Genomic DNA, 23,457 nt, shown 5'->3' on the forward strand with positions numbered 1-23,457 from the left:
TGCGATCATCACCTCGCTCATCGTACACATGTTCTAATGAGCCCAGGAGCCAGGGCAGCGAGCGGCGCACCGGTAACGTGGACAATCGTGACGACCGAGATGCCCACGACCCCGCCCGCGGCACGCCAGGTTCCGACCGAGCGCACGTTCCACGGCGACACGGTCACGGACGAGTTCGCCTGGCTCGCCGAGAAGGAGAACCCGGAGACGATCGCCTACATCGAGGCGGAGAACGCGTGGACCCAGCGGGCCACCGCGCACCTCGAGAGCCTGCGGAACACGATCTTCGAGGAGATCAAGGGCCGCACCCAGGAGACGGATCTGTCCGTGCCCCAGCGCAAGGGCGGCTACTGGTATTACACGCGCACGGTCGAGGGCAAGCAGTACGGCATCCAGTGCCGCGTCGCGGCCGCCCGGGACGAGGTGGACCCGCCCGCGACGGGTGACGGCGCGCCGCTGCCGGGCGAGGAGGTGCTGCTCGACGGCAACGAGCTCGCGGAGGGCAAGGACTTCTTCGCGCTGGGCACCTTCGATGTCACCCCGGACGGCGGCCGGCTGGCCTACTCGGTGGACTTCGACGGCGACGAGCGCTTCGTGCTCAAGGTCAAGGACCTGCGCACCGGCGAGACGCTGGCCGACGAGGTCCCGGACACCTTCTACGGCAGCGCCTGGTCCGCGGACGGCTCGACGCTGTTCTACATCACCGTCGACGAGGCCTGGCGCCCGCACCGCGTCTGGCGGCACGTGGTCGGGCAGCCCGCGGCGGACGACGTGATCGTCTTCGAGGAGCCGGACGAGCGGTTCTGGGTGGGCGTCGAGCTCTGCCGCAGCGAGAAGTTCATCGTCATCGACATCCACAGCAAGACCACGTCCGAGGTACGCGTCATCGCGGCCGACCGCCCCACGGCCGAGCCGGCGGTCATCCGCGACCGGGTCCAGAACGTCGAGTACTCGATCGAGCACCACGGTCACCGGTTCCTGGTCCTGCACAACGAGAACGCCGAGGACTTCGCGCTCGCGTACACGTCGGTGGACAACCCCGGCGACTGGGTGGAGCTGATCCCGCACACGCCGGGGACCCGGCTGGAGTCGGTCGACGCGTTCCAGCGGCACGTCGTCGTCTCGCTGCGCCGCGACGGGCTCACCGGGCTACGGGTCATCGCCGACGGCAGCACCGACTTCTACGACATGCAGTTCCCGGAGCCGCTCTACAGCGTCGGTCTCTCCGGCAACCCGGAGTACGACACCAACATCGTGCGGATCACCTACACGTCGATGGTCACGCCGGATTCGGTGTACGACGTGGACCTGATCAGCCGCGCGATGGTGCTGCGCAAGCGCAAGCCGGTGCTCGGCGGCTACGACCCGGACGCGTACGAGCAGTTCCGGGAGTGGGCGGTCGGCGACGACGGCACGAAGATCCCGATCTCGGTCGTGGCGCGCAAGGGCACCCCGCGCAACGGTACGGCGCCGCTGCTGCTCTACGGCTACGGCTCGTACGAGATCAGCATCGACCCGTACTTCTCCATCGCCCGCCTCTCCCTGCTGGACCGCGGCGTGGTCTACGCGATCGCCCACGTGCGAGGCGGCGGCGAGATGGGCCGGCGCTGGTACGAGGACGGCAAGATGCTGTGCAAGCGCAACACCTTCACCGACTTCGTGGCCTGCGCACGGTCCCTGGTGCGGGCGTCGTGGACCAGCCCCGAGCGGATCGTGGCCCGCGGCGGTTCGGCGGGCGGGCTGCTGATGGGCGCGGTCGCCAACCTGGCCCCGGAGGCGTTCGCCGGCATCGTGGCGCAGGTGCCGTTCGTCGACCCGCTCACCTCCATCCTGGACCCGTCGCTGCCGTTGACGGTGACGGAGTGGGAGGAGTGGGGCAATCCGCTGGAGGATGCGGACGTCTACTCGTACATGAAGGCCTACAGCCCGTACGAGAACGTCGCGAAGGTGAAGTATCCGGCGATCCTGGCGGTGACCAGCCTGAACGACACCCGCGTGCTCTACCACGAGCCGGCCAAGTGGATCGCCCGCCTGCGCGCGACGGCGCCGGACGGCTCGTACCTGCTCAAGACCGAGATGGGCGCCGGCCACGGCGGGCCCAGCGGCCGCTACGACTCCTGGAAGGAGGAGGCGTTCGTGATCGCCTGGATCCTGGACACGGTCGGCCTCGCCTGAGCGCGGGCGGCGCGGGGGCCCGGCCGGCGCCGGGCCCCCGCGCCGTCATCCGGCCCGGAGTTCCTCGAGGTTCGTGCTCGACCGCAGCACCAGCAGGCCGACGGCCGACACCACGAGCATGGCCAGCAGCGCGCCGCCACCGAGCATGGCCAGCGTGTCCACCGGTACGGGGACCGTCACCGTCACCGGCGGGGGAGTGGGCAGCGCGACGGGGCTTGCGGTGCCCGCCCGGCAGGCGGCGTCGCAGATGGTGCCGGTCGGCCCCTCCACCGAGATCTCCGTGCCCATCAGCCGGGTGAGGCCGACGCCCGAGAGCAGGGCGAGCAGCACGGCCGGGACCAGCGGCGCGAGGGTGTGCCACAGCACCGCCTCGGACATCGTCCGGCGGGGCACCCCGACGGCGGCCAGCGCCGCGTAGGAGCGCCGCCGCGCCACGATGCTCTCGGCGAGCGTCACCAGCACCCCGGCGGCGGCGACCGCGATCCCGACGCCGACCGCCACCATGACCAGGTCGACGGCGCCGACGTAGAAGTCCTCGTCCTCCGCCAGCCCCATGGTGGAATCGGCGGGGAACATGGCGTTGTAGGCCGCGAAGGCGCGGAACTGCGTCTCGAGCTGCACCCGGTAGCCGAGCGCGATGGCGCCGGCGACCACTCCGGCCAGCAGGGCGGCGAAGGTCCGGCTGCCGCTCCAGGGATCCGCCATGAGCCGCCGGCCGGCGAGCAGCATCGCCGGGCGCGGGCCGAAGCGGTGCAGCAGGCGCCCGGCCGTGTGCGCGATCCAGCCGGTGCCGACCACGACGCCGATCATGGTGAGCGCCACCCCGCCGGTCAGGGCGGTGACCATCGCCTTGCCGCCGATGGACTCCAGGTGCCGCGGCAGCGCGAAGAGCACCAGCCCGGCGACGATCAGGGACCCGGGCCACGGCCACGGCGCCCGGTTCCGGGTCCGCCGGACCACGCCGAGCGGGCTGATCACGATCCGGCGCAGCAGCAGCGCGCCGATCACCCCGGCGGTCAGGGGCACGGCCAGCACGATCGCGGCGACGGGCAACGGCGGCGGGAAGACGTCGGTCGGCAGCAGCAGCCGGCCGGCCGCATCCCGGCGGTCGAGAAGGAGCCGCAGCAGCTGGAACACGCCGACGCCGGCCACCGCGCCGAGCAGGGCGGCGGCCACCGTCTCCGCGCTGGCGACGAGCACGGCCTGCCGCGGAGTCGCGCCGGCCAGCCGGATCGCGGCGAGACGCCGGTCGCGGGCCGGGGCGCCGAGCCGGATGCACTGCCCGGTGAGCGCGAGGACGGGCAGCGACAGCATGATCAGCGCGGTGGCGACGCCGGGGCGCAGACCGCTCTCGGCGAGCAGGGCGCTGGCGTATCCGGCCTCGCCCTCGACCGCCAGCACGGTCGCCGCGGCGAGCAGGGTCACCACGGCCAGAGCGGCACTCAGTGCGGTCAGCCCGGTACGCAGGTGATCCGTGCGGTTGCCGGCGACCGCGAGCCGCAGCAGCGTGGTCGCCCTCACGCGCTCGCCCCGATGCCCAGCCCGCTGGCGTCCACCACGCCGTCGCGCAGCACGATCTCCCGGTCCGCGTACGCGGCGATCTGCGCCTCGTGGGTGACCAGCAGGACCGACATGCCGCGCTCGCGGGCGACGTACACGATCTCGGTGAGCACCTGTTCGCCGGTGAGCACGTCGAGCGCGCCGGTCGGCTCGTCGGCGAACAGCACCTGCGGCTCGGTCACCAGGGCCCGGGCGACCGCGCAGCGTTGCTGCTGACCACCGGACATCGCGCCGGGCAGCTCGTCGGCGAGCTCGCCGACCCCGAACCGGCCGAGCCACAGCGTCGCCGACCGGCGCGCCGCCCGCCGGGTCGCCCCCGCCAGCAGCAGCGGCAGGGCGACGTTCTCGGCCGCGGTCAGCTCCGGCACCAGCTGCCCGAACTGGAAGAGCACCCCGAACTCGGTACGCCGCAGCCGCGAGCGGGCGGCTTCCGTCCAGAGGGTGAGGTCCTCGCCGCGGTAGCGCACCTCGCCGGAGTCGGGACGCAGGATGCCGGCGAGGCAGTGCAGGAGCGTGGACTTGCCGCATCCGCTCGGCCCGGTGACGGCGACGATCTCGCCCTCACCGACCTCGAGGTCGACGCCGCGCAGCGCGGGGGTGGGGCCGTACGCCCGGTGCATCCCGGTGGCCCGGAGCAGAGCGTTCATGTGTTCACCTCTCGATACAGCTCGGTGACCCGCTGCAGCGTGGTCTGCAGCCAGCGCAGGTCGGCGTCCAGGTGGACGATGGCGTAGTCGGCGGCGACGAGGTCCGCGACCGTGGCGTTGCGGTCGGTCTTCACGGCGGTCAGCTCGCGCAGCCGGGCGGTGTGCGCCGCCCGCTGGGCGACCAGGTAGTCGGTGGCGGTGCCGGGATCGGCCACGAGCAGGCCGACCACGACCTTGGCGAAGAGCGTGCTCGTCACGTACGGGGCGGGCGACTCCACGGTGGACAGCCACTCGGTGAGCCGGGCATGGCCGGAGCCGGTCAGGGCGTAGGAGGTCCGGTCCGGTCCGCCGTCGCGATCCTGGCCCCGCGGCTCGACCAGCCCGTCGCGCTCCAGCCGGCCGAGCGTGGCGTAGACCTGCCCGAAGGCGATCGGCTTGGCCCGGGGCAGGCGTTCGTCGTGGGCACGCTTGAGTTCGTACCCGTGCCGGGGCCCGGCGGCGAGCAAGCCCATCAACACGTACGGCGTCGACATGGCGCCCACTATTCACTGGATGAATAGTGGCGTCAAGCGGCGCGGTGCCCCCGGCTGCGGAGCAGGTACGCCGCTTCCCGGTCGCCGTCGGCCGCCATCCGGCGCAGGTCGTCCAGGCGCCCCTGGGCCAGCAGCATGCCCACCAGGCTGGTCCGCGCCTCGATGTCACCCGCCGCCGCCATCTCGCGCAGCTCCACCTCCCGCCCCCGGTACGCCAGCAGCGCGGCCAGCCAGAACCGGGCGTCACCGTCGCCGGCGAGCGCCATCGCCCGCAGGTCGTCCTCGCGGCCGAGATGGGCTCGCAGGACCGCCAGCTCGCCGCTCGCGTACGGGTTGCCGGCGAGCACCTGCTCCTGCAGCTCCTCCTCGCGGCCCAGGTCGGCGAGCAGCTCGGCGACCATCGCGGCGGCCGGCTCGTCACCGTCCGCCACGAGCCGGGTGGCCTCGGCCAGCGCCTCCCGGAGGCGGCCCTCCTCGGCCAGGGCCTCGACCAGCCAGCGGCGGGCGTACACGTGGCCCTCGCTCGCCAGCACCCGCAGCTCCTTCTCGCGGCCGTGGGCGGTCAGGTGGTCCACCAGCCACGAGCCCGCGTACTCGCTTCCCGCCGCGGCGAGCAGGCGGGCCTCCTGCTCGCGCCGGTCGGCGTCCACGAGCTCCAGGAAGCTGCGGCAGCCGTAGCCGTCCCCGCGCACCGCCAGCTCGCGCAGTTCGGCCGTCCTGCGCTCCGCGGCCAGCAGGGTGACCAGTTCCTCGCGGGCGTAGCCGTCCCCGGCGTCGGACAGCCGCCGCGCATAGGCGATGGCCTCGGCGCGGCGGCCGTGCCGGACGAGGTCGTCCAGCACCTGGGCGTGCTCGTAGCCCGCGTCGGCGAGCCGGCGCAGCTCGCAGCGGTGCATCTCGGCCAGGGCCCGGCGGTCCTCCTCGGTGAAGACCACCGGGCTGTCGTCCACCATCCGCTCGAACGCCTCGCCGGTCTCCCGGCGGCGCCGGTCGAGCCACGCCACCCGCGCGGCGGCGTACCGGTTGCCGCCCGCGGCGAGCTGCCTCAGCTCCTCCACCCGGCCCTGGACCTCGACCAGGTCCACCAGCTCGCGGGCCGCGTACTCGCTGCGGGCGCTCGCCCGGCGGTAGAGGGTCCGAGCGAGCGGGTAAAGCCCGCGGTCGCGCGCGGCGTCGGCGAGGCGGGCCATGTCCTCGGGGTCGGCCAGGTGGTTCGGCAGCAGCTCCCAGACCGGCGGCGGCACGATCGTGTAGTAGCGCGCGTCGTCGCCGTGGTCGTGCAGGTAGTCGGCCAGCTCGTAACCGGCGATCGTGCCGATCCGCGAGCCGGCCAGCGGGTGCAGGGCACGGACGCCGCCCCGCAGGCGCTGGGTGGCATAGCCGAGCGCCACGTCGAACCAGTCGCCGGGCGCCTCCGCGAGGTGGTCGTCGCTGAGATACGCCGGCGCGACCGCCCGCAGCATCGGCCCGGTCAGCGGAGCGCGGACGTCCAGCCGCCGGATGTCCACGGCCGCGGTGAGGACCGCGGCGGCGTACGGCTGGAGCGTCGCCGCATGCTCCCAGTGGCTGATCAGCTCCGGGGCGCCGGCCAGGTGCTGGGTCACGCCGTACCGCGAGTCGAGCGCGTCGGCCAGCCGCGGGTCGCCGTGGCCGCGCAACGCGTCGCGGGCCCGGGCCCGTTCGGCCGCGCTGAAGTGCTCGCTCACGTGCACGACCCGGTGCCCCGCGAGCCCGAGCACCTGCCGCGCGTCGCGCCACGGGTCGCCGGCGGCGCCGTCGAGCTCCGCGGCCTGCGGCACCGAGGCGATCTGCCGGTAGGGCCCCGGCCACAGGACGGCGACGAGCACCACCGGGCCGCCGCGGCGGTCCTGTGCCGTCAGCGCCAGCAGGTCCGTCCGGTTCAGGCCGCCGGCGCCGAGGAACCGCACCGACGGGGTGTCGTCGAGCCAGACCACCGTGCCTCCGGGCAGCTCGGGACCGGCCCGGCGCACCGCCTCCGCGTCGTCGGCGAGCAGCAGGTGCCGGTCGCCGAACAGCTCCCGCACGGCTTCGTAGAGGCTGCGGGACTTGCCCGTGGACGAGCCGCCCACGACCACCACGAGGCCGCCGGTCGCGGCCGCCTCCCGCAGCGAGGTGCGCAGCTCACGATCGTGGTCCCGCATCACGTACGGGGTCAGCCGCCCGGGATGCACCCCGACCTCCTCGGGCCGGCAGCGAGCCATCGGCACGAGCCGCCACGACGGCCGCCCCGGCGCCCCGGCACCGCCGTTGCCGTGCTGCCGCACCGCCAGGAATCCGAACACGACGGTGACCGGCAGGCCGAGCAGGCCGGTGAGCCAGCCGAGGCGCTCGACCCAGTCCCACGGCTGCTCCGCGCCGTCACCGGCGAGCGAGCGCCAGACGCCGAACCGCGCCCCGGCGGCCACCAGGACCGCGGCGACGACCAGTGCCAGCGCACCCCACGCCGTCGCCCGCCACCGCCGTCGGCCCATGAGTCCATCATGACGCTACGAAGCGTCACGTACGACGGAGCGCCACCACCGCGATGTCGTCCGCCTGCTCGCCCGCACCCGCGAGCTGCACCAGCAGCCGCTGGCAGAACGCGTCGAGGCTCCGGTCCACCTGGCCCGCGCACTGCGCCAGCGCCGCGAAGCCGACATCGATGTCGCTGTCCCGGCGCTCGATCAGGCCGTCCGTGTAGAGCACCAGGGTGCCGCCCGGCGGCAGGACGAACTCCAGGTCGTCGGGCCGCGGCGCATTGATGCCCAGCAGCGGTCCGTGCGGGGCGAGAAAACTGGCCCCGGCACCCTCGACGTGCAGCAGCGGCGGCAGGTGGCCCGCGCTGGCGAGCCTGACCCGGCCGGTGTCGGGCTCCAGCGTGAGCAGGCACACCGTCGCCGACTCCATCGGCAGCACGGCGCGCATGAAGCGGTTGACCAGTTCGAGGACCGCTCCGGGCGGGTGGCCCTCCACGGCGTACGCGCGGACCGCGTGCCGCAGCTCCGCCATCACGGTCGCCGCGTGCAGGGAGTGACCGGCCACGTCGCCGATGGCCACCAGGAGGCGACCGTCCAGCATGGTCAGCTCGTAGAAGTCGCCGCCCACCTCGGTCTGGGCGCCCGCCGGCTCGTAGCGGACCGCGACCTCGAGGCCCGGCACGTCGGGCAGGCGGCTCTGCAGGAGGCTGCGCTGCAGCGTGACCGCGATGCGGTGCTCCTCGTCGTAGGAGCGCTGCGCCTCCACCGCGGCGGCGACCGCCTGCGACAGCTGGCGCAGCACCGGGAAGCCCGGCGTCTGCGTGCTGGCCGGGACCGCCACGTAGACCGGGCTGCGGTCACCGGGCAGCTTGGCCGAGGCGACGGCGACGGACTCGCGCTCCGGCCATTCGACGAGGCTCCACGCTTCGGGCCGCTCGGTGCGTACGGTCGAACCCGACGCCGTCTGGTGGTGCTCGACCGTCCAGGGCCGCACCGCGGCGTCCGGGCCCGCGACCGCCGCCAGGCCGTCGCCGTCGGCGGTCTCCGCGACCACCACGGCCGGGCCGCCGAAGATCTGGTTCGCCCCGTCCGCCGCCGCCTGCAGCAGCCCGGTCAGCGTCGACGCCGAGTTGATCGCCAGGGTGGTCTCGGCCAGCTTGATCATGCGCGCGGCCAGCGACTCGGCGCGCTGGCGGGCGCGGTAGTAGCGCAGCACCGCCTGGGCGGTGGCGATCAGCTCGTCCGGCTCGATCGGCTCGACCAGGTAGGCGTCCGCGCCCCGGTTCAGTCCCTGAGTGCGGTCGACCACGTCCACCGCGTGCGCCGACACGTGGATGACCGGCAGGACCCCGAACGCGGAATCGGTCTTGATCCGCTCGCAGACCTCGAAGCCGCTCAGGTCCGGCAGCTTGACGTCGAGCACGACGAGGTCGACCTCGGTCTCGCGGAGCAGGGACAGGGCCGCACCGCCGGTCTCCGCCTCGACCACCGTGAACCCCGCGCGGGTCAGCCAGCTCACCAGGAGATATCTCTTGGTGGCGCTGTCGTCCACGACGAGGACGGTGGCCGGGGTCATGGCGACACCGGCAGCGAGACGACGAACGTGCTGCCCTCGCCCGGTACGGAGGAGACCCGCATCGCCCCGCCGAGGATACCGACGAGCCGCCGGGCGTACGGCAGCCCCAGCCCGGTGCCCTTGCCGTTCACCGCGTGGCTGCCGGGTACCTGATAGAACTCCTCGAAGATGCGTTCGTGCAGCTCGGGTGGGATGCCGGAGCCGGTGTCCGCGACGGTGAACTCGACGTCGTCGCCGACGCGGGCCACGCCGAGGCGCACCGAGCCCGTCTCCGTGAACTTGATCGCGTTGGTCAGCAGGTTGCGCAGCACCTGGCTGAGCAGCACCTCGTCGGAGCGCAGCCGCGGCACCGCCGGCTCCTCGACGACGAACTCGACGTCCGGCTGGGTGGCGAGCGGGCGCAGCGTGCCGCGCAACTGCCCGAAGACCGCCTTGAGATCCACATCGGACCACTGCGGCTCGATCCGGCCGGCCTCCGCCTTGGCGAGGTCCAGCAGGTCGTTGACCAGCGACAGCAGGTCCGTGGCCGAGCCGCGGATCAGCTCGACCTGTCGGGACTGCTCGGCCGTGAGCCGGTCGGACGACTCGTCGGCGAGCAGGCGGCCCAGGCCGATGATCGCGGTCACCGGGGCGCGCAGCTCGTGGCTGACGTTGGCGAGGAACCGGCTCTTCGCCTCGCTCGCGGTCCGGAGCTGCACCGACTTCTCGTCCAGCTCGGCGTAGAGCGCGACCACGCCGCGGTTGGTCTCCTCCAGCTCGTCGGAGAGCTGGTGGTAGAGCGCCATCACGCCCTTGTTGGTCTCCTCCAGCTCGGCGTTGAGCCGGGCCAGGTCGTCGCGTTGCGCGCGTACCTCGTCCAGGGCCGCGATGAGCTGCTGGTTCTGCACCGTCAGCTCGTCGAAGGGGGTGCCCGGGACGTGCTCGGCGAGCCGATCGCGGATCTCGTCCATACGGTCGGGGTTCAGAGCCGGCGAGCTCGGCGGCAGACGTCGAGACATCCGCACGACCGTACCGGTCTCTCCATCCCCTACCTCCAAAGTGTCGACCAGGCGGGTTACCTGGGCCAGCTGCGGGCGCAGCCGGGCACCGTCCCCGGGCACCGGATGCACCAGTTCCACATGCAGCGTAGGTACCCCGTCGGCCGTCGTCGTGAACGCCACGTCGGCGTCGCGCCCGGCGGCCACCAGCAGGCGACCGACCTCGCTCAGCGCCGTGGCGAGGCGGGTCCGGTCCTGGGCCTCGAGACCGACCTCGCGCGCCACTTCGCGGGCGAACTGGCGGACGGCGAAGACGTCCTGCTCCACCCGGATCCGCATCCGCATCAGCGGCTCGCCGGTCATGACGAACGCGCCACGAGCACGCCTGCGTCGTCCCGGCGGGTGCCGGCGTCGCGGAGCACGGTCGCCGCAACGGCCTGCGGCGAGCGGGTCAGCAGCCCGGGATAGTCGGCCGGGTTCCAGCGGTCGACCACGCCGTCGGTGTGCATGAGCACCACCGCGGCGGGGGGCAACGGGTAGTCGTACTCCCGGATCTGCCGTCTCTGGTGTCCGGCGATGCCGGGCAGTGACACCATGCCGCGGCGCGGGGCGCCCGGCGCCAGGATCGTCCCGGCGATGTTGCCCAGGCCGGCGTAGCGGACCACCTGCCGCTGCCCGTCGATCTCGGCGACGGCCAAGGCCGCACCCCGGGTGTGCCCGAGGGTCCGGTGCAGGGTGTCCAGCAGCGCGGCCGGCGCCACCGCCGGCGCGCCGTGGAAGACGCGTACGGCCTCCTGCGCCGCCGCGTGTGCCAGCCGCCCGTGGCCGAGCCCGTCGCAGACCAGCACCTGGCGGCGCCCGTCCACCTCCCGGGCGGCGCAGGCGTCGCCGCTGACCGGTTCGCCGGTCAGCGGGCGGGTGAGGCCCGCCGCCCAGGCCGGCTCCGGCGCCTTCTCCGGCCACACCTGGGCGACGAGCACCGTGCCCTTGCCGGGCACGGAGTGCATGTCGCACCAGCTCGCCTGGCGCAGGATCGCGCCGAGACCGATGCCCAGGGTGCCGGCGGTGGAGTGCCCGTCGCCGACGGCCTGCGACAGGTTCGCCATGCCCGGGCCCCGGTCGATCACCACGATCTCGACGCCCGCGTGGCCGTCCGCGCGGGTCGCGCGGACGAGCAGCGCACCTTCCTCGGCGTGCTTGACGAGGTTGCCGGCGGCCTCGGCGACGACGATCGAGAGGTCGGCGATCCGCCGCTCGGGGAGCCCCAGCTCGGTGGCGAGGCGCTCGGCGGTGCGCCGGACGGCGGCGGCGGTGCCGGCAGCCTCGACGCGGAACCAGACTCCCTGGTCGAGAAGTCCTTCCGGTAGCGACGCCACCGCGCCTCCGCTCATCGACACCACTTGGTCACGCTGATGGTCGTGCCCTGGCCCACCGTCGTGTCGATGTGGAACTCGTCGACGAGCCGGCGGGCGCCGCTGAGCCCGAGGCCGAGACCGCCGCCGGTGGTGAAGCCGTCCGTCAGGGCCTGGTCCAGGTCCGGAATGCCCGGACCCTGATCGGCGAAGACGATCCGGATGCCGGCCCGGCGCCCGTTCTCCACCCGGGTCACCTCGACCGTACCGCCGCCGCCGTAGACGAGGGTGTTGCGGGCCAGCTCGCTCGCGGCGGTCACCAGCTTGGTCTGGTCCACCAGCGAGAGCTTCACCGCCACGGCCACCGTACGCACGAGCTGACGGACCCGGACCACATCCTGGTCGGAGCTGACCGCGATCCGCTCGGCGCCCCCGGCGGTCATGGCTGGGTGACCGCCGGTTCGTCCTCGTCGTCGGCCTGCTCGTCGTCGTCGGCGGCGCGTTCCCTGGCGAGCAGCGCCATGCCGAGCTCGACGTTGAGCGCCGTACGGATGCCCGGCAGCGAGAGCCCCAGCTCGACCAGCGTGATGGCGACCGCCGGCCGCATGCCCACGACGACCGTCTCGGCGTCGAGCACCCGCGAGATCGCCGCGATGGACGCGAGCGTGCGGCCGACGAACGAGTCGACGATGTCCAGGGCACTGATGTCGATGATCACGCCGTGACAGCCGGTCGCCACGATCCGGTCGGCCAGGTCCTCCTGCAACTGCAGCGCGACCTGGTCCTCCATGTCGGTCTGGATGGAGACCAGGAGGATGTCGCCGATCTTCAGGACCGGCACGCGTTCCATCGGCTCAGTCCTCCCGGCGTACGGGCTTTTGGGCGACCTTGTCACCGGTCTTGCGCAACACGTGCCGCAGGGCGTCGGCCAGCGACGACTTGGTGGCGATGTCGCCGAACTCGATGCCGAGGGCCACGATGGTCTGGGCGATCTGCGGGCGGATGCCCGAGATGATGCAGTCCGCGCCCATCAGCCGGGCGGCGACGACGGTCTTGAGGATATGCTGCGCGACCTGGGTGTCGACCGCGGGCACGCCGGTGATGTCGATGATCGCGTACGGCGAGCCGGTGTCCACCAGGGTCTGCAGCAGCCGCTCCATGACCACCTGGGCCCGCGCCGAGTCGAGCGTGCCGACCAGCGGCACCGCGACGACGCCCTCCCACAGCTTGACGACCGGCGTGGAGAGTTCCAGGAGCTGCTCGGCCTGGTCGGCGATGAGCTCCTCACGCGCACGGGTGTAGGTGTCGAAGGTGAAGAGGGCGGCGCGGTCGACGAACGCGGAGAAGGCGACGTAGTCCCGCAGGATGGACGCGTCCGTGCCCTCGCCCGCCTCGATGACGCCGAGGGCGGCCTCCTTGAGCGCGAAGACGCTGATCGCCGTCTCGGTGGCGGTGAAGCCCTGCCGCGCCCGGTTGCCGGAGAGCTCGCTGAGCTGGGCCCGCAGCTCGGCCGCGGCGTCGTCGGTCAGCTCCCGCACGTCGGCGGCGAGCGCCGACTGGAAGCCTTTCTGCAGCTCCAGCGTCTGCCGGTGCAGCTCGGCACGGCTCAGCCGGCCGCTCATCTGGGCGGCGACCGCGTCCGTCCAGGACGCCACGATGGCGTCCTCGTGCTGCTTGAGGAGGTCCGCGAAGCGGCTTGCCTCGCCCGAACTCAACGCCACGTCTCCTCCTGTGACTCCGCCGGACCGGCTCGCCGCCGGTCGCGGGCAGCTCGGGCGGACTTTACCATCGAGGCCGCTACTTACTTGTCGGCGGCCAACTAATATGCCGTGGTCAGCCGGTCGCCCATTCTGCGGATCCCCCGCCGCGTGGAGTAACGTTCTGGCCATAACTGGGAGGTCCTGAATGTCCCTGACGGTACAAACGGAGCAGCGCGGCGACGTGGTCGTCGTGTCGGTGGCCGGCGAACTCGACATGGCCACCGCTCCCCAGCTGCAGGACCAGATCAGCGACCTGCTCGAGAAGGGCCGCATCCGGCTGGTGTTCGACCTGGCCGAGGTCTCGTTCTGCGACTCCACCGGGCTCTCGGTCTTCGTCCGCGCCAAGAACAGCACCGACGACGCCGGCGGCGTGGTCCGGCTGGCCGCGCCACAGCGCGGGGTGCTGCGGATCCTCGAGGTGTCGGGGCTGGTCGAGGTGCTGCACACCTACCCGACGGTGGACGAGGCCGTGACGGCCGAGGAGCCGGCGCTCGACTGATTCCCCCTTCGCGCGAGGGGCCGGCCGGCGTAGTTTGTCGCGGACCGGGCGCGGGCAACTGCTGCCTCGAACCCCCGGCTCTTTTCGCAGGAGTGCGCGTGAACTCGATGCTCAAAGGCTTCAAAGACTTCATCATGCGCGGCAACGTCGTCGACCTCGCGGTCGGCGTCGTCATCGGCGCCGCCTTCACCGCCGTGGTGACCGGCTTCACCGACTCTTTCCTCAAGCCCCTCATCCAGCTCATCTCCGGCGACTCGGGCGTGAACCCGGGCACCTGGCAGCCGAGGAAAGGCGTGATCTTCGACTACGCCAAGTTCATCAACGCGGTGATCACGTTCCTTTTGACAGCCGCGGTGGTCTACTTCCTCGTCGTCTTCCCGCTGAACAAGCTGGCGGAGCGGCGCAGGCGGGGCGAGGAGCCGCCGCCTGCCGCGCCGAGCGAGGAGGTCAAGCTGCTGACCGAGATCCGCGACGCCCTGGTCCGCCAGCAGGTCGCGCCCGGCGCGGTGGACGACATCCTCGGCCGGCACCGGGAACCACCGCGCTGAAAAGATCACCCAACCCGCGCCGTTCGAACAGATGTTCGATACAGTGCCGGGATGGAACAGCGTAAGCACTGGTGGAACGGCAGGTGGGGACGCGTCGCCCGCAAGGACGTGTACCTGCGGACGAGCGGTGACCAGTGGTACGTGGAGCAGCGCGCGGGCGGCGCGGACGGCGTCTCCCACTTCTTCGAGTACGACAGCGAGGAGGCGGCGCTCGACATGGTCCGCGCCCTGCTGACCGGCATGGACGACTGGCGGGAGCTGTCGGTCCGCCCTCGCGAGCGCTGACCTTCCTCAGGCGGCCCGGCGGCTGGCTCCCGGCTCGTGCGCGGCGGTCAGCGGACCAGGCGGCACCAGCCGCAGCTTCGGCTGCCGGGGCGCCGGGTCCGGCTCCCCGGCGCCGTCCTGCGGCAGGTGCCATCCGGCGCCGATGCCCGCCCGGTCGCCCGGCGGCCGGACCGGATCGGCGCCGACCCGCGACAGCGCCACCACGATCAGGTAACCGACGATCACGAAGCCGTGGCTGACCAGCCGCGTCGCGTCGACCCGGGCCGCCGACAGGTCGTTGACCGACAGCAGCAGAAGCATCCCGACGAAGGCCGTCAGCATCGGCACCAGGCCGGTCGGCCGGCTGCGCCGCAGCGCGATGAAGAGGAAACCGGCGCCGACCGCCACGTTCCAGGCCGCCGACTCGTGCCACAGGTGGCCCGGGGTCGCCTCCATGCCGGTGTGCACGTGCTGGCCGGCCGCCCCGCCGCCGACCTGGGCCAGCCCGAGGATGAGCTGCACGGCGCCGACCACCGCGAGGGTCACGTAGAGCAGCGTGCCGAGCCGCGTCCGCCACGGGCGCGGGTGGGCGGCGTACGGACGGGAAGGCGCCTCGGCCCGGGTCACGGCGAACCACTCCCGCGCGAGGGAGCTCCACCGCCCGCGCGGGGCACGCGTCGCCGCGGTCGCCTCCCCGGCGCCCTGCGCCGACCTCTCCCCGGCGCCCTGGGCCGACCTCTCGGCGGCCAGGGACGCGAGGATGGCGTCGCTGAGGTCCGGGACGTCCGCGACCAGGGCCGTCCGGGTCAGCCGGTTGACCGCCGCGGCACGCTCCAGCCACTCCCGGCAGCCGGCACAGCCGGCCAGATGCTCGTCGACCCGTCCCCGGTCGGCCGGATCGTCCTCGCCGTCCAGTTGCGCGGACAGCATTTCGCGCCAACGCTCACACGCCATGCATCCATAGTCGCTCGGGGCGGGCCCCTGGTTCCGGCGCGATGCGCGGAATTTTCGCCGTCAGTGCAGCTCAGGGCCGGTGGAGTGAGGGGTCGGACTGACCGCCGGCGCCGCCCAGCAGCCGCCTGCGCTCCCGGAAAGCGCGCAGATTGGCGGTATTGCCGCAGGTGCTCACGTCGTGCCACACCCCGCTGTTGTTTCGCGAGGTGTCGAAGAACGCCGCCCGGCACTCGATGTTGTTGCAGAGCTTCAGCCGCGGCCACAGCCCGGCCTGCTGGGCCATCAGCGCCTCGGCCCAGAGCGCGGACGCCAGCCACCGGGTGCCGCGGCCGGAGGGCACGATCCGCACCCAGCCCTCGGCGTCGGGCACCAGCGTGACCGGCACGTCCGCCGGGGGCAGCGTGCCGTCCTGCTCCGGCCCCCGGCCGCTGCCGGCGAGGATGACGCCCTCGAACGTGGTCCGCAGCCGGCGCAGCGAGCGCAGGTCGGTCGAGGACAGCAGCAGGACGGGCGCCGGCAGGGCGGCGACGCGGGACCAGGTGGCGAGGGCGTCGGTCACCCAGCGCTGGGCGTCGTCGGCCGTGGCCAGCAGGTCGGGGCCGTAGGACATGGTCGCCCGGGTGTTGACGAGGTCCTGCAGGAGGGCGAGTCCTGCGGGCGCCTCGCGTACGCCGTGCCGCAGACTCGCCTTCCATGACATAAGCGAAGGCTACTGGACTCTTTTTCACGCTCGTATCCGCCGGTCGCCCGACGGGACCCCGGAAAGCGGCCCTACGCAGCGCGTTTCCGGCCCGGTAGCGAGTCGATCATCACCCGGGAAAGTGACGGACATGCTTGCCGTCGGGCAAATGTCAGGCTTACCGCCCGACTCGCCACCGCGAACACTTTTCGCATGTGATCATCGGGTATGGAGCGAGTCGGGGTGCGCAGGGCCGTTACCTACGCCGTGACGCTCGCGACCGCGGCGGCACTGGTCACCGGCTGCGACACGAGCGGTCCCGAACAGGCCGCGCCGGCGCCCTCGGCGCCCGCCCCCGCCGCCTCAGCGCCGCTGCCGGAGTCGCCGCCGCCGGAGCCGCCGCCGTCGAACCCGGCGCCGACGACGCCCGCCGGGAAGCTCAGGACGGGCTCGAAAGGGCCGGAGGTCCTGGCGCTGCAACAGAGCCTGACGAAGCTCGGCTACTGGAACGGCAGGGCGGACGGCACCTTCGGCTCGCTCACCCAGCAGGCGGTGTTCGCCCTGCAGAAGGCGGCCGGCCTCACCCGCGACGGAGTGGTGGGGCCCAAGACCCGCAAGGCCCTGGACGAGGGCGTACGCCCCCGGGCGAGGAGCGACGGCGGCCGGGTCGTCGAGATCGACAAGAAGCGCCAGCTCCTGATGCTCGTCGACGACGGCGAGGTGACCCAGACGTTCAACACGTCGACCGGCTCGTACGAGCGCTACGAGACCACCGGCGGCGGCACCGCCGTAGCGGCCACACCCGACGGCAAGTTCAAGGTCTATCGGCAGATCGACGGCTGGCGGAACGCGCCGCTGGGCATGCTGTGGCGCCCGAAGTACTTCAACGGCGGGATCGCGGTGCACGGGGCCACGAGCGTGCCGCCGTACCCGGCCTCGCACGGCTGCGCCCGGCTCTCCATCTCGGCGATGAACCACCTCTGGGGCGGCGACGAGATCCCGCTCAGGACGAGGGTCTGGGTCTACTGACCCGAACGCGCTCAGCCGGCGACGGCCAGCGAGCGGGCCACCCGGCGCAGGAACTCCGGGTTGGAGCCGGTGCCGCGCAGCTGCTCCAGCAGCTGGTGCAGGCCCTCGCGGCCCTGGCCGTGCAGCGCCCGGCGGATCTGTGCGGCGATGGCCAGCTCGCCCGGGGCGAGCAGGTTGTCGTCGTGCCGGGTGCCGGAGGCGGCGAGGTCGACGGCCGGGAAGAGGCGGGCCTGGGCCAGGCCGCGGTCGAGCTTGAGCTCCGCGTTGCCGGTGCTCTTGAACTCCTCGAAGATCACGGTGTCCATTGCGGACCCGTTCTCCACGAGCGCGGTCGCGATGATGGTGAGCGAGCCGCCGTTCTCGATGTTGCGGGCCGCGCCGAGGAACTGCTTGGGCGGGTGCAGCGCGGTCGAGTCGATGCCGCCGGAGAGCGTACGCCCCCGGCCCGGCGCGATCAGGTTGTACGCCCGGCCCAGCCGGGTGATCGAGTCGAGCAGCACGACCACGTCGCGCCCCAGCTCGACCAGGCGCTTGGCCCGCTCGATCGCCAGCTCGGCGAGCGCGGTGTGGTCCTGCGGCGGCCGGTCGAAGGTGGCCGCGACGACCTCGCCGGAGACCGAGCGCTGCATGTCGGTGACCTCTTCGGGCCGCTCGTCGACCAGCACGACCATCAGGTGGCACTCGGGGTTGTTGCGGGCGATCGCGTTCGCCACCTGGTGCAGGATCGTGGTCTTGCCGGCCTTGGGCGGGGCCACGATCAGGGCGCGCTGGCCCTTGCCGAGCGGCATCACCAGGTCGATGACGCGCGTGGTCAGGATGTGCGGTTCGGTCTCCAGGCGCAGGCGCTCCTGCGGATAGAGCGGGGTGAGCTTGTAGAAGTCCGGCCGGCGCCCCGGCTTGCGGCCGTTGACCGTGTCCACCCGTACGGTGGCCGGTTTGCGGCCGTCGGCCCGGGCGGCGCCGGCGATCCGGTCGCCGCGGCGCAGGTCGAGCCGGCGGACCTGGTCCATGGAGACGCGGATGTCGCCGGGGCCGGGCAGATAGCCGTCGGCGCGCAGCCAGGCCTGGTCGCCGGCGATGTCGAGCAGGGCGTCCACGGGCAGGTCGACGCCGGGTTTACGGAGATTGTCCGTCATGAGGGTGCTCCAGGAAAGCGGAGAGAACGCGCCTCGGAAGGGCGCGAGGGGAAAGAGCGGAACCGCCGCGTCAGGCCTCTGGGGGCGGCATCGGCCGCCGGCATCCAGGGCACGGCTGTCGCCAGGATAGCAGGCGCGTATCGAACTCGCTGAAACGCGCAGGACGCCGCGCAGGAGGCGTACGTACGCGCCTGGCAGCGATGATCCACCGTGTCCACATACGACAATCCGGAGGCTTGGGTCCGCAATGTGGCGTACCGCTTGTGCCTGAACCACTGGCGCAAGGCGAAGAACCGCATCGCGGCCTACCTGCGGCACGGAACCGACCCGGACGCCGATCCGCCGGGCGAGGACTCGGTCGCCTTGATCGCCGCGCTCCGGCGGCTCTCCGAGGCCGAGCGCCAAGTCATTGAACCAAGTACGTCTGCGCGCCCGTCGCCGCACCCTCGGCCGGGCCACGGTCCTGGCCGGCGTCGTCACGGTGTCGCTCGTGTCCGCCGGGATCGCCGTGGCCCAGAACCGCCAGGGCCCGGTGACGCCTCCGGCGGCCACCTCGTCGCCCGCGTCGCCGATGCCGTCGGCGCCGCCGGTTTCCACGCCGCCGTCCGCCCCGCCGGCCCTGCCGGAGCAACTCTCGGACCGTTCGCGCGCGTTCCAGAGCGGAGACCCGCGGGACGAGACCCTCCCGCTCCAGCGCAGCTACCTGTACGTCGACGGCGAGGCCGCGAAGTACCTGCAGGACGTCCGGAAGCGGGTTGCGGCCTGCTCACCGAAGGACCGGTCGATCAGCATCACGGCCGAGGGATTCGCCGGTGACGACGCGCTGCTGATCGTGACCAAGAGCGCCGAGTGCGCGGTCGGCAAGAGGGTGATGCTGCGCAAGGGCGACGTGCTGACCGAGATCTACCGGGGGTCCGCTCCCAGCGACTCGGCGATGCGAGAGCTGGCGCGCAAGGCGGCGGCCCGGTTCTGACCAGCCGCCGCGCCCGTGGCGCCGCCGGTCAGGCGGCGCTGCGGGCGCTGAGGGCCAGCGCCGGTTCCTCGCCGGCCGTGCCGCCCACCACACGGTCGCGGCCGGCGCGCTTCGCCACGTACAGGTTGCGGTCGGCCGTCGAGAGCAGGCCGGGCTGGGTGCGCTCCGCGGCCTCGCACACACCGGCGACCCCGATGCTGACCGTCACCGGCAGCTCCCGCGACATGCCCGCCCAGGGGTACGAGCCGACCGCCCGGCGCACCGCCTCCAGCTGCGCGACCGCGACGGCCGGCGGCGTGTGCGGCAGCACCAGCAGGAACTCCTCGCCGCCGAGCCGGGCGACGAAACCGTCCGGCGAGAACGCCGACAGCTCGGTGTCGAGGATCCTCGCCACCTGGACGAGCACCTGGTCGCCGACGTCGTGCGAGAGCTGGTCGTTGATCCGCTTGAAGTGGTCGAGGTCCACGATCGCCACGGCGAGCCGGGGGTCGGAGGCGATGAGCGCGGGCAGTTCCTCGTCGACGTAGCGCCGGTTGCGCAGCCCGGTCAGCGGGTCCCGCCGCGCCTGCTCGCGGAAGCGCTCGGCTTCCTCCCGCGCCTCGGCCGTCTCGAACATCGCCTGCCGGGTACGCGCCTGCGCCTCCTGCTGCTGCGAGCGGAGCTGCTCGTGCGCCTCGAAGAACTGCTTGTGCATGGCGAACGCCTCGGCGTACTCGCCGCGGGCCGCGTGCAGCTCGGCCCGCTCGCGACGGATGCGCACCAGGACCTCGTGCAGCCCGCGCTGGACCGCTTCCGCTTCGGAGGTGTCCAGGCTCCGCTGGGCCCGCTCGGTGTCGCCGAGGCCGCGCTGCGCCTGTGCCAGGGTCAGCAGGTACTCGGCCAGCGCGTCGGCGTCGTCCCGTTCGCCGGTCTCGTGCCGGGCGAGGCACAGCTGCATGGTCTGTTCGGCCTCGGCGTACCGGCCGTTGGCGATGTGGATGGCGGCGACGGTGTCGAGGATGGCGGCGTCGACCTCGAAGCCGTGCGCGTCGGCGTGGCTCAGCAGGCGCTGCGCCACCTCGAAGGCACGCTCCGGATTCCCGGTGATGTGTTCGAGGTAGGCGTGGTTGTTCAACACCTGCATGTGCAGCCACGGCTCGTGCAGCGCCCGGGCGATCTCCTCGGCCTGGGCGTACCGGACGCGGGCGTCGTCCATCGACGCGGCGAAGCCGAGCGCGTCGGCCAGCTTGGTCACGTGCCACACCTGCATGTGCGCGGTGGCGGTCTCGTCGAGCAGCTCCACCGAGCTCAGCGAGTGCTCCAGCGACTTGGCGGCGTCCCCGAGCAGCCGGTCGATGTTGGCCCAGACCAGATGGGTGCGCGCCAGCAGCATGCGGTCGCCGTGCTCGACGGCCCAGTCGTAGATCTCGCGGATCTCCGTGTTGGCGACGGCCAGCTCGCCCATCCGCAGGCGCATGTTGGTCCGGCAGAGCCGGGCGCGGACGACCAGGCTCTCCTCCCCCAGCGCGGCGGCCCGGCGCTCCAGCTCCGTGGCGGCACGGAAGGTGGCGGAGGCGTCCCACATCATGCGGTCCTCGATCGCCAACAGGGCGACGGACACCTGTTCGGCGTTCGTGCTGCGCTCCATGGGCCGGCCCTCCTTCCGCGTGACTCATCGGCGCCCGCCTGGTCGGCTGAAGCGGTTTCCCCTCGCCCCGGGCGGGTTCGCCGAGCTGCACCGCGCCGGCAACCCCCAGGGCACTATCCCGTACCCCGCTCAGCGTTGCACGCCGGGTCGACAATCAATTACCGCTAGTAATGGAGAGCCGGGCTGCGGCGTTAAGCCGTAAATGTCGGAGTTGCGAGGCCGGCACGTCTCACCACGACGGGCAATGACGCGGTCACCGCTGCCGGGAGAAGATGGGACCCGAGGTCTCGCCCGGAGACGCAGGGAGGTGCGGGTGGACGCGGAACTTCTCGCCCTGCTCGACAACGACCCGCAGGGATGGGTGCTGGCCCGCGCCGTCCGCGAGGACGGGGAGATCGTCGACTTCGAGCTGCTCTACATCAACGACGTGGGAGCGCGGCTGACCGGACGCGACAGGTCCGAGCTGATCGGAGGGCGCTACCGCGAGCTGTGGCCGGAGACCGTGCACAACGGCACGCTGCCGCTGTACCGCTCGGTGGTGGAGACCCGGCAACCGGTGAAGCGCACCGTGTACTACGACCGGGCGACCATCAGCGGGCACTTCGAGCTCTCGATCGGCCCGTACGGCGACGGCTTCGCGGTGCGCTTCGTCGACCTGCGCCAGGTCACCGTGGCCCCGCAGTCCGACGGCGGCAGCCGGCTCTACGACATGCTCGACGCCGCCTTCGACGGCTTCACGCTGCTGCGCGCGGTGCGCGACGACCGCGGCGAGATCACCGACTTCGTCTGCGAGTACGTGAACCAGCTCGGCGCCAAACTGGTCGGCCGCGCCGCCGAGGACGTCATCGGTGCGCGGCTCAGCGAGGTGAGCCCGTCGAGCTGGGACCACGGCCTGTTCGACCGCTACCGCACCGTTGCCGGCACCGGGGAGCCGTGCCGCCTGCAACTGGCGTACCCCGCGATCGGGCAGGTGTGGGAGATCAAGGTCGGCCGTGCCGGTGCCGGGTTCGTCGCGGTGTCCTTCCGGGAGATCACCGAGCAGGTCGACCAGCAACGGGAGCTCACCCGCAGCGTCGCCCGCGCCGAGCAGGCCGCCGCGCGCGCCGGCGCCCTGCAGAAGGTCACCACCGCGCTGGTCGCCGCGAGCACGACCGCCGAGGTGTACGCCGCGATCGGTGCGGTGCTGCGCCCGTCGGCCGGCGGCCAGGGCCTGGCCCTGCTGCTGCGGCACGACGACCACCTACGGGTGCACTACTGCGCCGGATACGAGCCGGACGTGGTCGAGCGGCTGCGCCGGCTGCCGCTCGATCATCCGTACCCGGCCGCCGCGGTCGCGCGCACCGGCCGCCCGCGGTACCTCTCCTCCGTCGACGAGTTCGAGACGGCGCAGCCGGAGGCCGCCCGCCTGCCCCGCGGCGGGCGGCAGTCCTGGGCGTTCCTGCCGCTCGCGGTCGCCGGTGAGGTGCTCGGCACGCTGGTCGTCGGCTACAGCGAGCCGCGCTCCTTCGACGCCGAGGAGCGCGACACCCTGACGGCGCTGGCCGGGCTCAGCGCGCAGGCACTGCAACGCGCCCTGCTGTTCGAGACCCGCACCTCGATCGCGGCGGAGCTGCAGCGCGCCCTGCTGCCCACCCTGCTGCCGCAGGTTCCCGGTCTGCGGCATGCCGCCCGCTACCTGCCCTGGACGCACGGCGCCGACGTCGGCGGCGACTGGTACGACGTCATCGCGCTCGGCAACGGCGTCGTCGGCGTGGTCATCGGCGACATCGCCGGGCACAGCGCCGCGGCGGCCGCCACCATGGGCCAGGTCCGCAACGCGCTGCGGGCGTACGCGGCGGAGCGGCACACCCCGGCCGGCGTGCTGCACCACGCCAACCAGCTCCTGCACGACCTGCGCCTCGACGCCATCGCGACGTGCTGTTACCTCGAGCTGCATCTCACCGAGGGCACGGCGACCGCGGTGCTCGCCGGGCATCCCCCGCCGGTGCTGCGCACCGGGCGGACGGCGGCCGTGCTGAACCTGCGCCGGGGCATTCCGCTCGGCGTCTCGCGGACGGCCTTCTACGCCGAGACGACCTTCCTGCTGCCGGCGTCGGCGAACCTGGTGCTCTACACCGACGGCCTGGTGGAGGACCACCGGCACCCCATCGACCAGGGCCTCGACGAGCTGTGTGCCGCGCTGCGCACCGCGCCCAGCCGCGACCCGGAGGAGGTGCTCGACCACCTGCTGAGCAGCCGGGTCGGGCCACAGCCCCGCACGGACGACGTCGCGGTGCTCTGCCTCACCAACGACGCCCCGCCGCCGGAGCAGCGCCGGGCGCGGCGCCGCTTCCGCGGGGAGCCGATCAGCGCGTCGGCGGCGCGGCGCTTCGCGGGGGACCTGCTCGCCGTCTGGGACCAGCGGCCGCTCATGAAGGACGCGTTGCTGCTGCTGGACGAGGTGGTCACCAACGCGATCCAGCACACGGCCGGGGACGTGGTCGTGGAGCTGCGGCTGGCGGACGGGTTGCGGGTCGAGGTCGGCGACTCCAGCGACCGGCCGCCGGCGCGACGGATCGCCGACGCGGAGAGCGAGAACGGGCGCGGGCTGGAGATCGTGGAGCGGCTCGCCTCCGCCTGGGGCACGGAGTCACTCCCGGGCGGAGGCAAGCGCGTCTGGTTCCACCTGGACGGTGAGACAGGCTGACCGGC

20 protein-coding genes and 1 pseudogene are annotated in these 23,457 nt (G+C 72.9%); 7 read left to right on the forward strand and 14 right to left on the reverse strand.

The genetic code is table 11. From position 1 onward, the window contains the following. The first annotated feature begins 87 nt into the window (after nucleotides 1-87). Nucleotides 88-2,175, forward strand: a complete 2,088-nt coding sequence (locus tag IEY99_RS23100) for a S9 family peptidase (protein WP_189206114.1) — start codon at nucleotides 88-90, stop codon at nucleotides 2,173-2,175. 45 nt (nucleotides 2,176-2,220) lie between these two features. On the opposite strand, the gene IEY99_RS23105 is transcribed toward IEY99_RS23100, so the two are convergent. The 10 genes from IEY99_RS23105 to IEY99_RS23150 are packed head-to-tail and all read right to left on the reverse strand — an operon-like array spanning nucleotide 2,221 to nucleotide 13,018. Next, entirely contained in the window at nucleotides 2,221-3,696 is a 1,476-nt protein-coding gene (locus tag IEY99_RS23105; protein ID WP_189206115.1) for an FtsX-like permease family protein, read from the reverse strand. Next, complete coding sequence (locus IEY99_RS23110) at nucleotides 3,693-4,382, reverse strand: ABC transporter ATP-binding protein (protein ID WP_189206116.1); 690 nt, start codon at nucleotides 4,380-4,382, stop codon at nucleotides 3,693-3,695. Before IEY99_RS23110 ends, IEY99_RS23105 begins: the two co-directional genes overlap by 4 nt. Beyond that, nucleotides 4,379-4,915 (reverse strand): PadR family transcriptional regulator, encoded by a 537-nt coding sequence (locus IEY99_RS23115; protein ID WP_189206117.1) that lies wholly within the window; start codon nucleotides 4,913-4,915, stop codon nucleotides 4,379-4,381. The genes IEY99_RS23110 and IEY99_RS23115 overlap by 4 nt, the downstream gene beginning before the upstream one ends. Before the next feature lie 32 nt (nucleotides 4,916-4,947). Further along, a complete protein-coding gene (locus IEY99_RS23120; protein ID WP_189206118.1) occupies nucleotides 4,948-7,407 on the reverse strand; it encodes a hypothetical protein in 2,460 nt (819 codons plus the stop codon). 25 nt (nucleotides 7,408-7,432) lie between these two features. Beyond that, nucleotides 7,433-8,968: a SpoIIE family protein phosphatase gene (locus IEY99_RS23125; RefSeq protein WP_189206119.1), complete on the reverse strand. Its 1,536-nt coding sequence runs from the start codon at nucleotides 8,966-8,968 to the stop codon at nucleotides 7,433-7,435. Then, nucleotides 8,965-10,308, reverse strand: a complete 1,344-nt coding sequence (locus IEY99_RS23130) for a sensor histidine kinase (RefSeq protein WP_189206120.1) — start codon at nucleotides 10,306-10,308, stop codon at nucleotides 8,965-8,967. The genes IEY99_RS23125 and IEY99_RS23130 overlap by 4 nt, the downstream gene beginning before the upstream one ends. Next, nucleotides 10,305-11,336 (reverse strand): ATP-binding SpoIIE family protein phosphatase, encoded by a 1,032-nt coding sequence (locus IEY99_RS23135; protein ID WP_189206121.1) that lies wholly within the window; start codon nucleotides 11,334-11,336, stop codon nucleotides 10,305-10,307. The genes IEY99_RS23130 and IEY99_RS23135 overlap by 4 nt, the downstream gene beginning before the upstream one ends. After that, a complete protein-coding gene (locus tag IEY99_RS23140) occupies nucleotides 11,333-11,740 on the reverse strand; it encodes an ATP-binding protein (protein ID WP_189206122.1) in 408 nt (135 codons plus the stop codon). The genes IEY99_RS23135 and IEY99_RS23140 overlap by 4 nt, the downstream gene beginning before the upstream one ends. Beyond that, entirely contained in the window at nucleotides 11,737-12,147 is a 411-nt protein-coding gene (locus IEY99_RS23145; protein WP_189206123.1) for an STAS domain-containing protein, read from the reverse strand. The genes IEY99_RS23140 and IEY99_RS23145 overlap by 4 nt, the downstream gene beginning before the upstream one ends. A 4-nt stretch (nucleotides 12,148-12,151) precedes the next feature. Then, a complete protein-coding gene (locus IEY99_RS23150; protein WP_189206124.1) occupies nucleotides 12,152-13,018 on the reverse strand; it encodes an STAS domain-containing protein in 867 nt (288 codons plus the stop codon). Nucleotides 13,019-13,202: 184 nt separating this feature from the next. On the opposite strand from IEY99_RS23150, the gene IEY99_RS23155 reads away from it, so the two are divergent. From IEY99_RS23155 to IEY99_RS23165, 3 genes are all read left to right on the forward strand, one after another. Then, entirely contained in the window at nucleotides 13,203-13,556 is a 354-nt protein-coding gene (locus IEY99_RS23155) for an anti-sigma factor antagonist (protein WP_189206125.1), read from the forward strand. A gap of 107 nt (nucleotides 13,557-13,663) precedes the next feature. Further along, nucleotides 13,664-14,104 (forward strand): large conductance mechanosensitive channel protein MscL, encoded by a 441-nt coding sequence (gene mscL / locus IEY99_RS23160; protein WP_189206241.1) that lies wholly within the window; start codon nucleotides 13,664-13,666, stop codon nucleotides 14,102-14,104. A 51-nt stretch (nucleotides 14,105-14,155) separates the two neighbouring features. Continuing rightward, nucleotides 14,156-14,389, forward strand: a complete 234-nt coding sequence (locus tag IEY99_RS23165; RefSeq protein ID WP_189206126.1) for a hypothetical protein — start codon at nucleotides 14,156-14,158, stop codon at nucleotides 14,387-14,389. Between the two features lie 6 nt (nucleotides 14,390-14,395). Here IEY99_RS23165 and IEY99_RS23170 read toward each other — a convergent pair whose 3' ends face one another. Together IEY99_RS23170 and IEY99_RS23175 are read right to left on the reverse strand one after the other, a co-directional pair. Next, the gene (locus tag IEY99_RS23170; RefSeq protein ID WP_189206127.1) at nucleotides 14,396-15,322 is read right to left on the reverse strand and encodes a zf-HC2 domain-containing protein; all 927 of its coding nucleotides are present in this window, start codon (nucleotides 15,320-15,322) and stop codon (nucleotides 14,396-14,398) included. A 70-nt stretch (nucleotides 15,323-15,392) separates the two neighbouring features. Then, complete coding sequence (locus tag IEY99_RS23175; protein WP_189206128.1) at nucleotides 15,393-16,022, reverse strand: CGNR zinc finger domain-containing protein; 630 nt, start codon at nucleotides 16,020-16,022, stop codon at nucleotides 15,393-15,395. A gap of 222 nt (nucleotides 16,023-16,244) precedes the next feature. On the opposite strand from IEY99_RS23175, the gene IEY99_RS23180 reads away from it, so the two are divergent. Then, entirely contained in the window at nucleotides 16,245-17,030 is a 786-nt protein-coding gene (locus IEY99_RS23180) for a L,D-transpeptidase family protein (RefSeq protein ID WP_229799133.1), read from the forward strand. An 11-nt stretch (nucleotides 17,031-17,041) separates the two neighbouring features. Here IEY99_RS23180 and rho read toward each other — a convergent pair. Further along, nucleotides 17,042-18,160: pseudogene (rho, locus tag IEY99_RS23185) on the reverse strand (transcription termination factor Rho); the annotation flags it as partial. A 415-nt stretch (nucleotides 18,161-18,575) separates the two neighbouring features. Between rho and IEY99_RS23190 the strand changes: the two are divergent. Next, nucleotides 18,576-19,139 (forward strand): hypothetical protein, encoded by a 564-nt coding sequence (locus IEY99_RS23190; RefSeq protein ID WP_189206131.1) that lies wholly within the window; start codon nucleotides 18,576-18,578, stop codon nucleotides 19,137-19,139. Between the two features lie 28 nt (nucleotides 19,140-19,167). Here the strand turns inward: IEY99_RS23190 and IEY99_RS23195 are convergent, their stop codons facing one another. Beyond that, on the reverse strand, nucleotides 19,168-20,766 hold the full coding sequence (locus IEY99_RS23195; RefSeq protein WP_189206132.1) for a GGDEF domain-containing protein: 1,599 nt from the start codon (nucleotides 20,764-20,766) through the stop codon (nucleotides 19,168-19,170). Nucleotides 20,767-21,079: 313 nt separating this feature from the next. Between IEY99_RS23195 and IEY99_RS23200 the strand changes: the two genes are divergently transcribed. Continuing rightward, nucleotides 21,080-23,452 (forward strand): ATP-binding SpoIIE family protein phosphatase, encoded by a 2,373-nt coding sequence (locus IEY99_RS23200; protein ID WP_189206133.1) that lies wholly within the window; start codon nucleotides 21,080-21,082, stop codon nucleotides 23,450-23,452. Nucleotides 23,453-23,457: the final 5 nt, after the last annotated feature.

This window comes from Couchioplanes azureus (assembly GCF_014648355.1).
GTDB classification, from domain to species: domain Bacteria; phylum Actinomycetota; class Actinomycetes; order Mycobacteriales; family Micromonosporaceae; genus Actinoplanes; species Actinoplanes azureus.

Bases quoted from the DNA above. Each gene is read 5' to 3' on its own strand.
- IEY99_RS23170 (WP_189206127.1), bottom strand. From the start codon at position 15,322: ATGGCGTGTGAGCGTTGGCGCGAAATGCTGTCCGCGCAACTGGACGGC.
- IEY99_RS23130 (WP_189206120.1), bottom strand. From the start codon at position 10,308: ATGACCGGCGAGCCGCTGATGCGGATGCGGATCCGGGTGGAGCAGGAC.
- IEY99_RS23125 (WP_189206119.1), bottom strand. From the start codon at position 8,968: ATGACCCCGGCCACCGTCCTCGTCGTGGACGACAGCGCCACCAAGAGA.
- mscL (WP_189206241.1), top strand. From the start codon at position 13,664: ATGCTCAAAGGCTTCAAAGACTTCATCATGCGCGGCAACGTCGTCGAC.
- IEY99_RS23155 (WP_189206125.1), top strand. From the start codon at position 13,203: ATGTCCCTGACGGTACAAACGGAGCAGCGCGGCGACGTGGTCGTCGTG.
- IEY99_RS23135 (WP_189206121.1), bottom strand. From the start codon at position 11,336: ATGAGCGGAGGCGCGGTGGCGTCGCTACCGGAAGGACTTCTCGACCAG.
- IEY99_RS23140 (WP_189206122.1), bottom strand. From the start codon at position 11,740: ATGACCGCCGGGGGCGCCGAGCGGATCGCGGTCAGCTCCGACCAGGAT.
- IEY99_RS23115 (WP_189206117.1), bottom strand. From the start codon at position 4,915: ATGTCGACGCCGTACGTGTTGATGGGCTTGCTCGCCGCCGGGCCCCGG.
- IEY99_RS23110 (WP_189206116.1), bottom strand. From the start codon at position 4,382: ATGAACGCTCTGCTCCGGGCCACCGGGATGCACCGGGCGTACGGCCCC.
- IEY99_RS23165 (WP_189206126.1), top strand. From the start codon at position 14,156: ATGGAACAGCGTAAGCACTGGTGGAACGGCAGGTGGGGACGCGTCGCC.
- IEY99_RS23175 (WP_189206128.1), bottom strand. From the start codon at position 16,022: ATGTCATGGAAGGCGAGTCTGCGGCACGGCGTACGCGAGGCGCCCGCA.
- IEY99_RS23120 (WP_189206118.1), bottom strand. From the start codon at position 7,407: ATGGGCCGACGGCGGTGGCGGGCGACGGCGTGGGGTGCGCTGGCACTG.
- IEY99_RS23195 (WP_189206132.1), bottom strand. From the start codon at position 20,766: ATGGAGCGCAGCACGAACGCCGAACAGGTGTCCGTCGCCCTGTTGGCG.
- IEY99_RS23145 (WP_189206123.1), bottom strand. From the start codon at position 12,147: ATGGAACGCGTGCCGGTCCTGAAGATCGGCGACATCCTCCTGGTCTCC.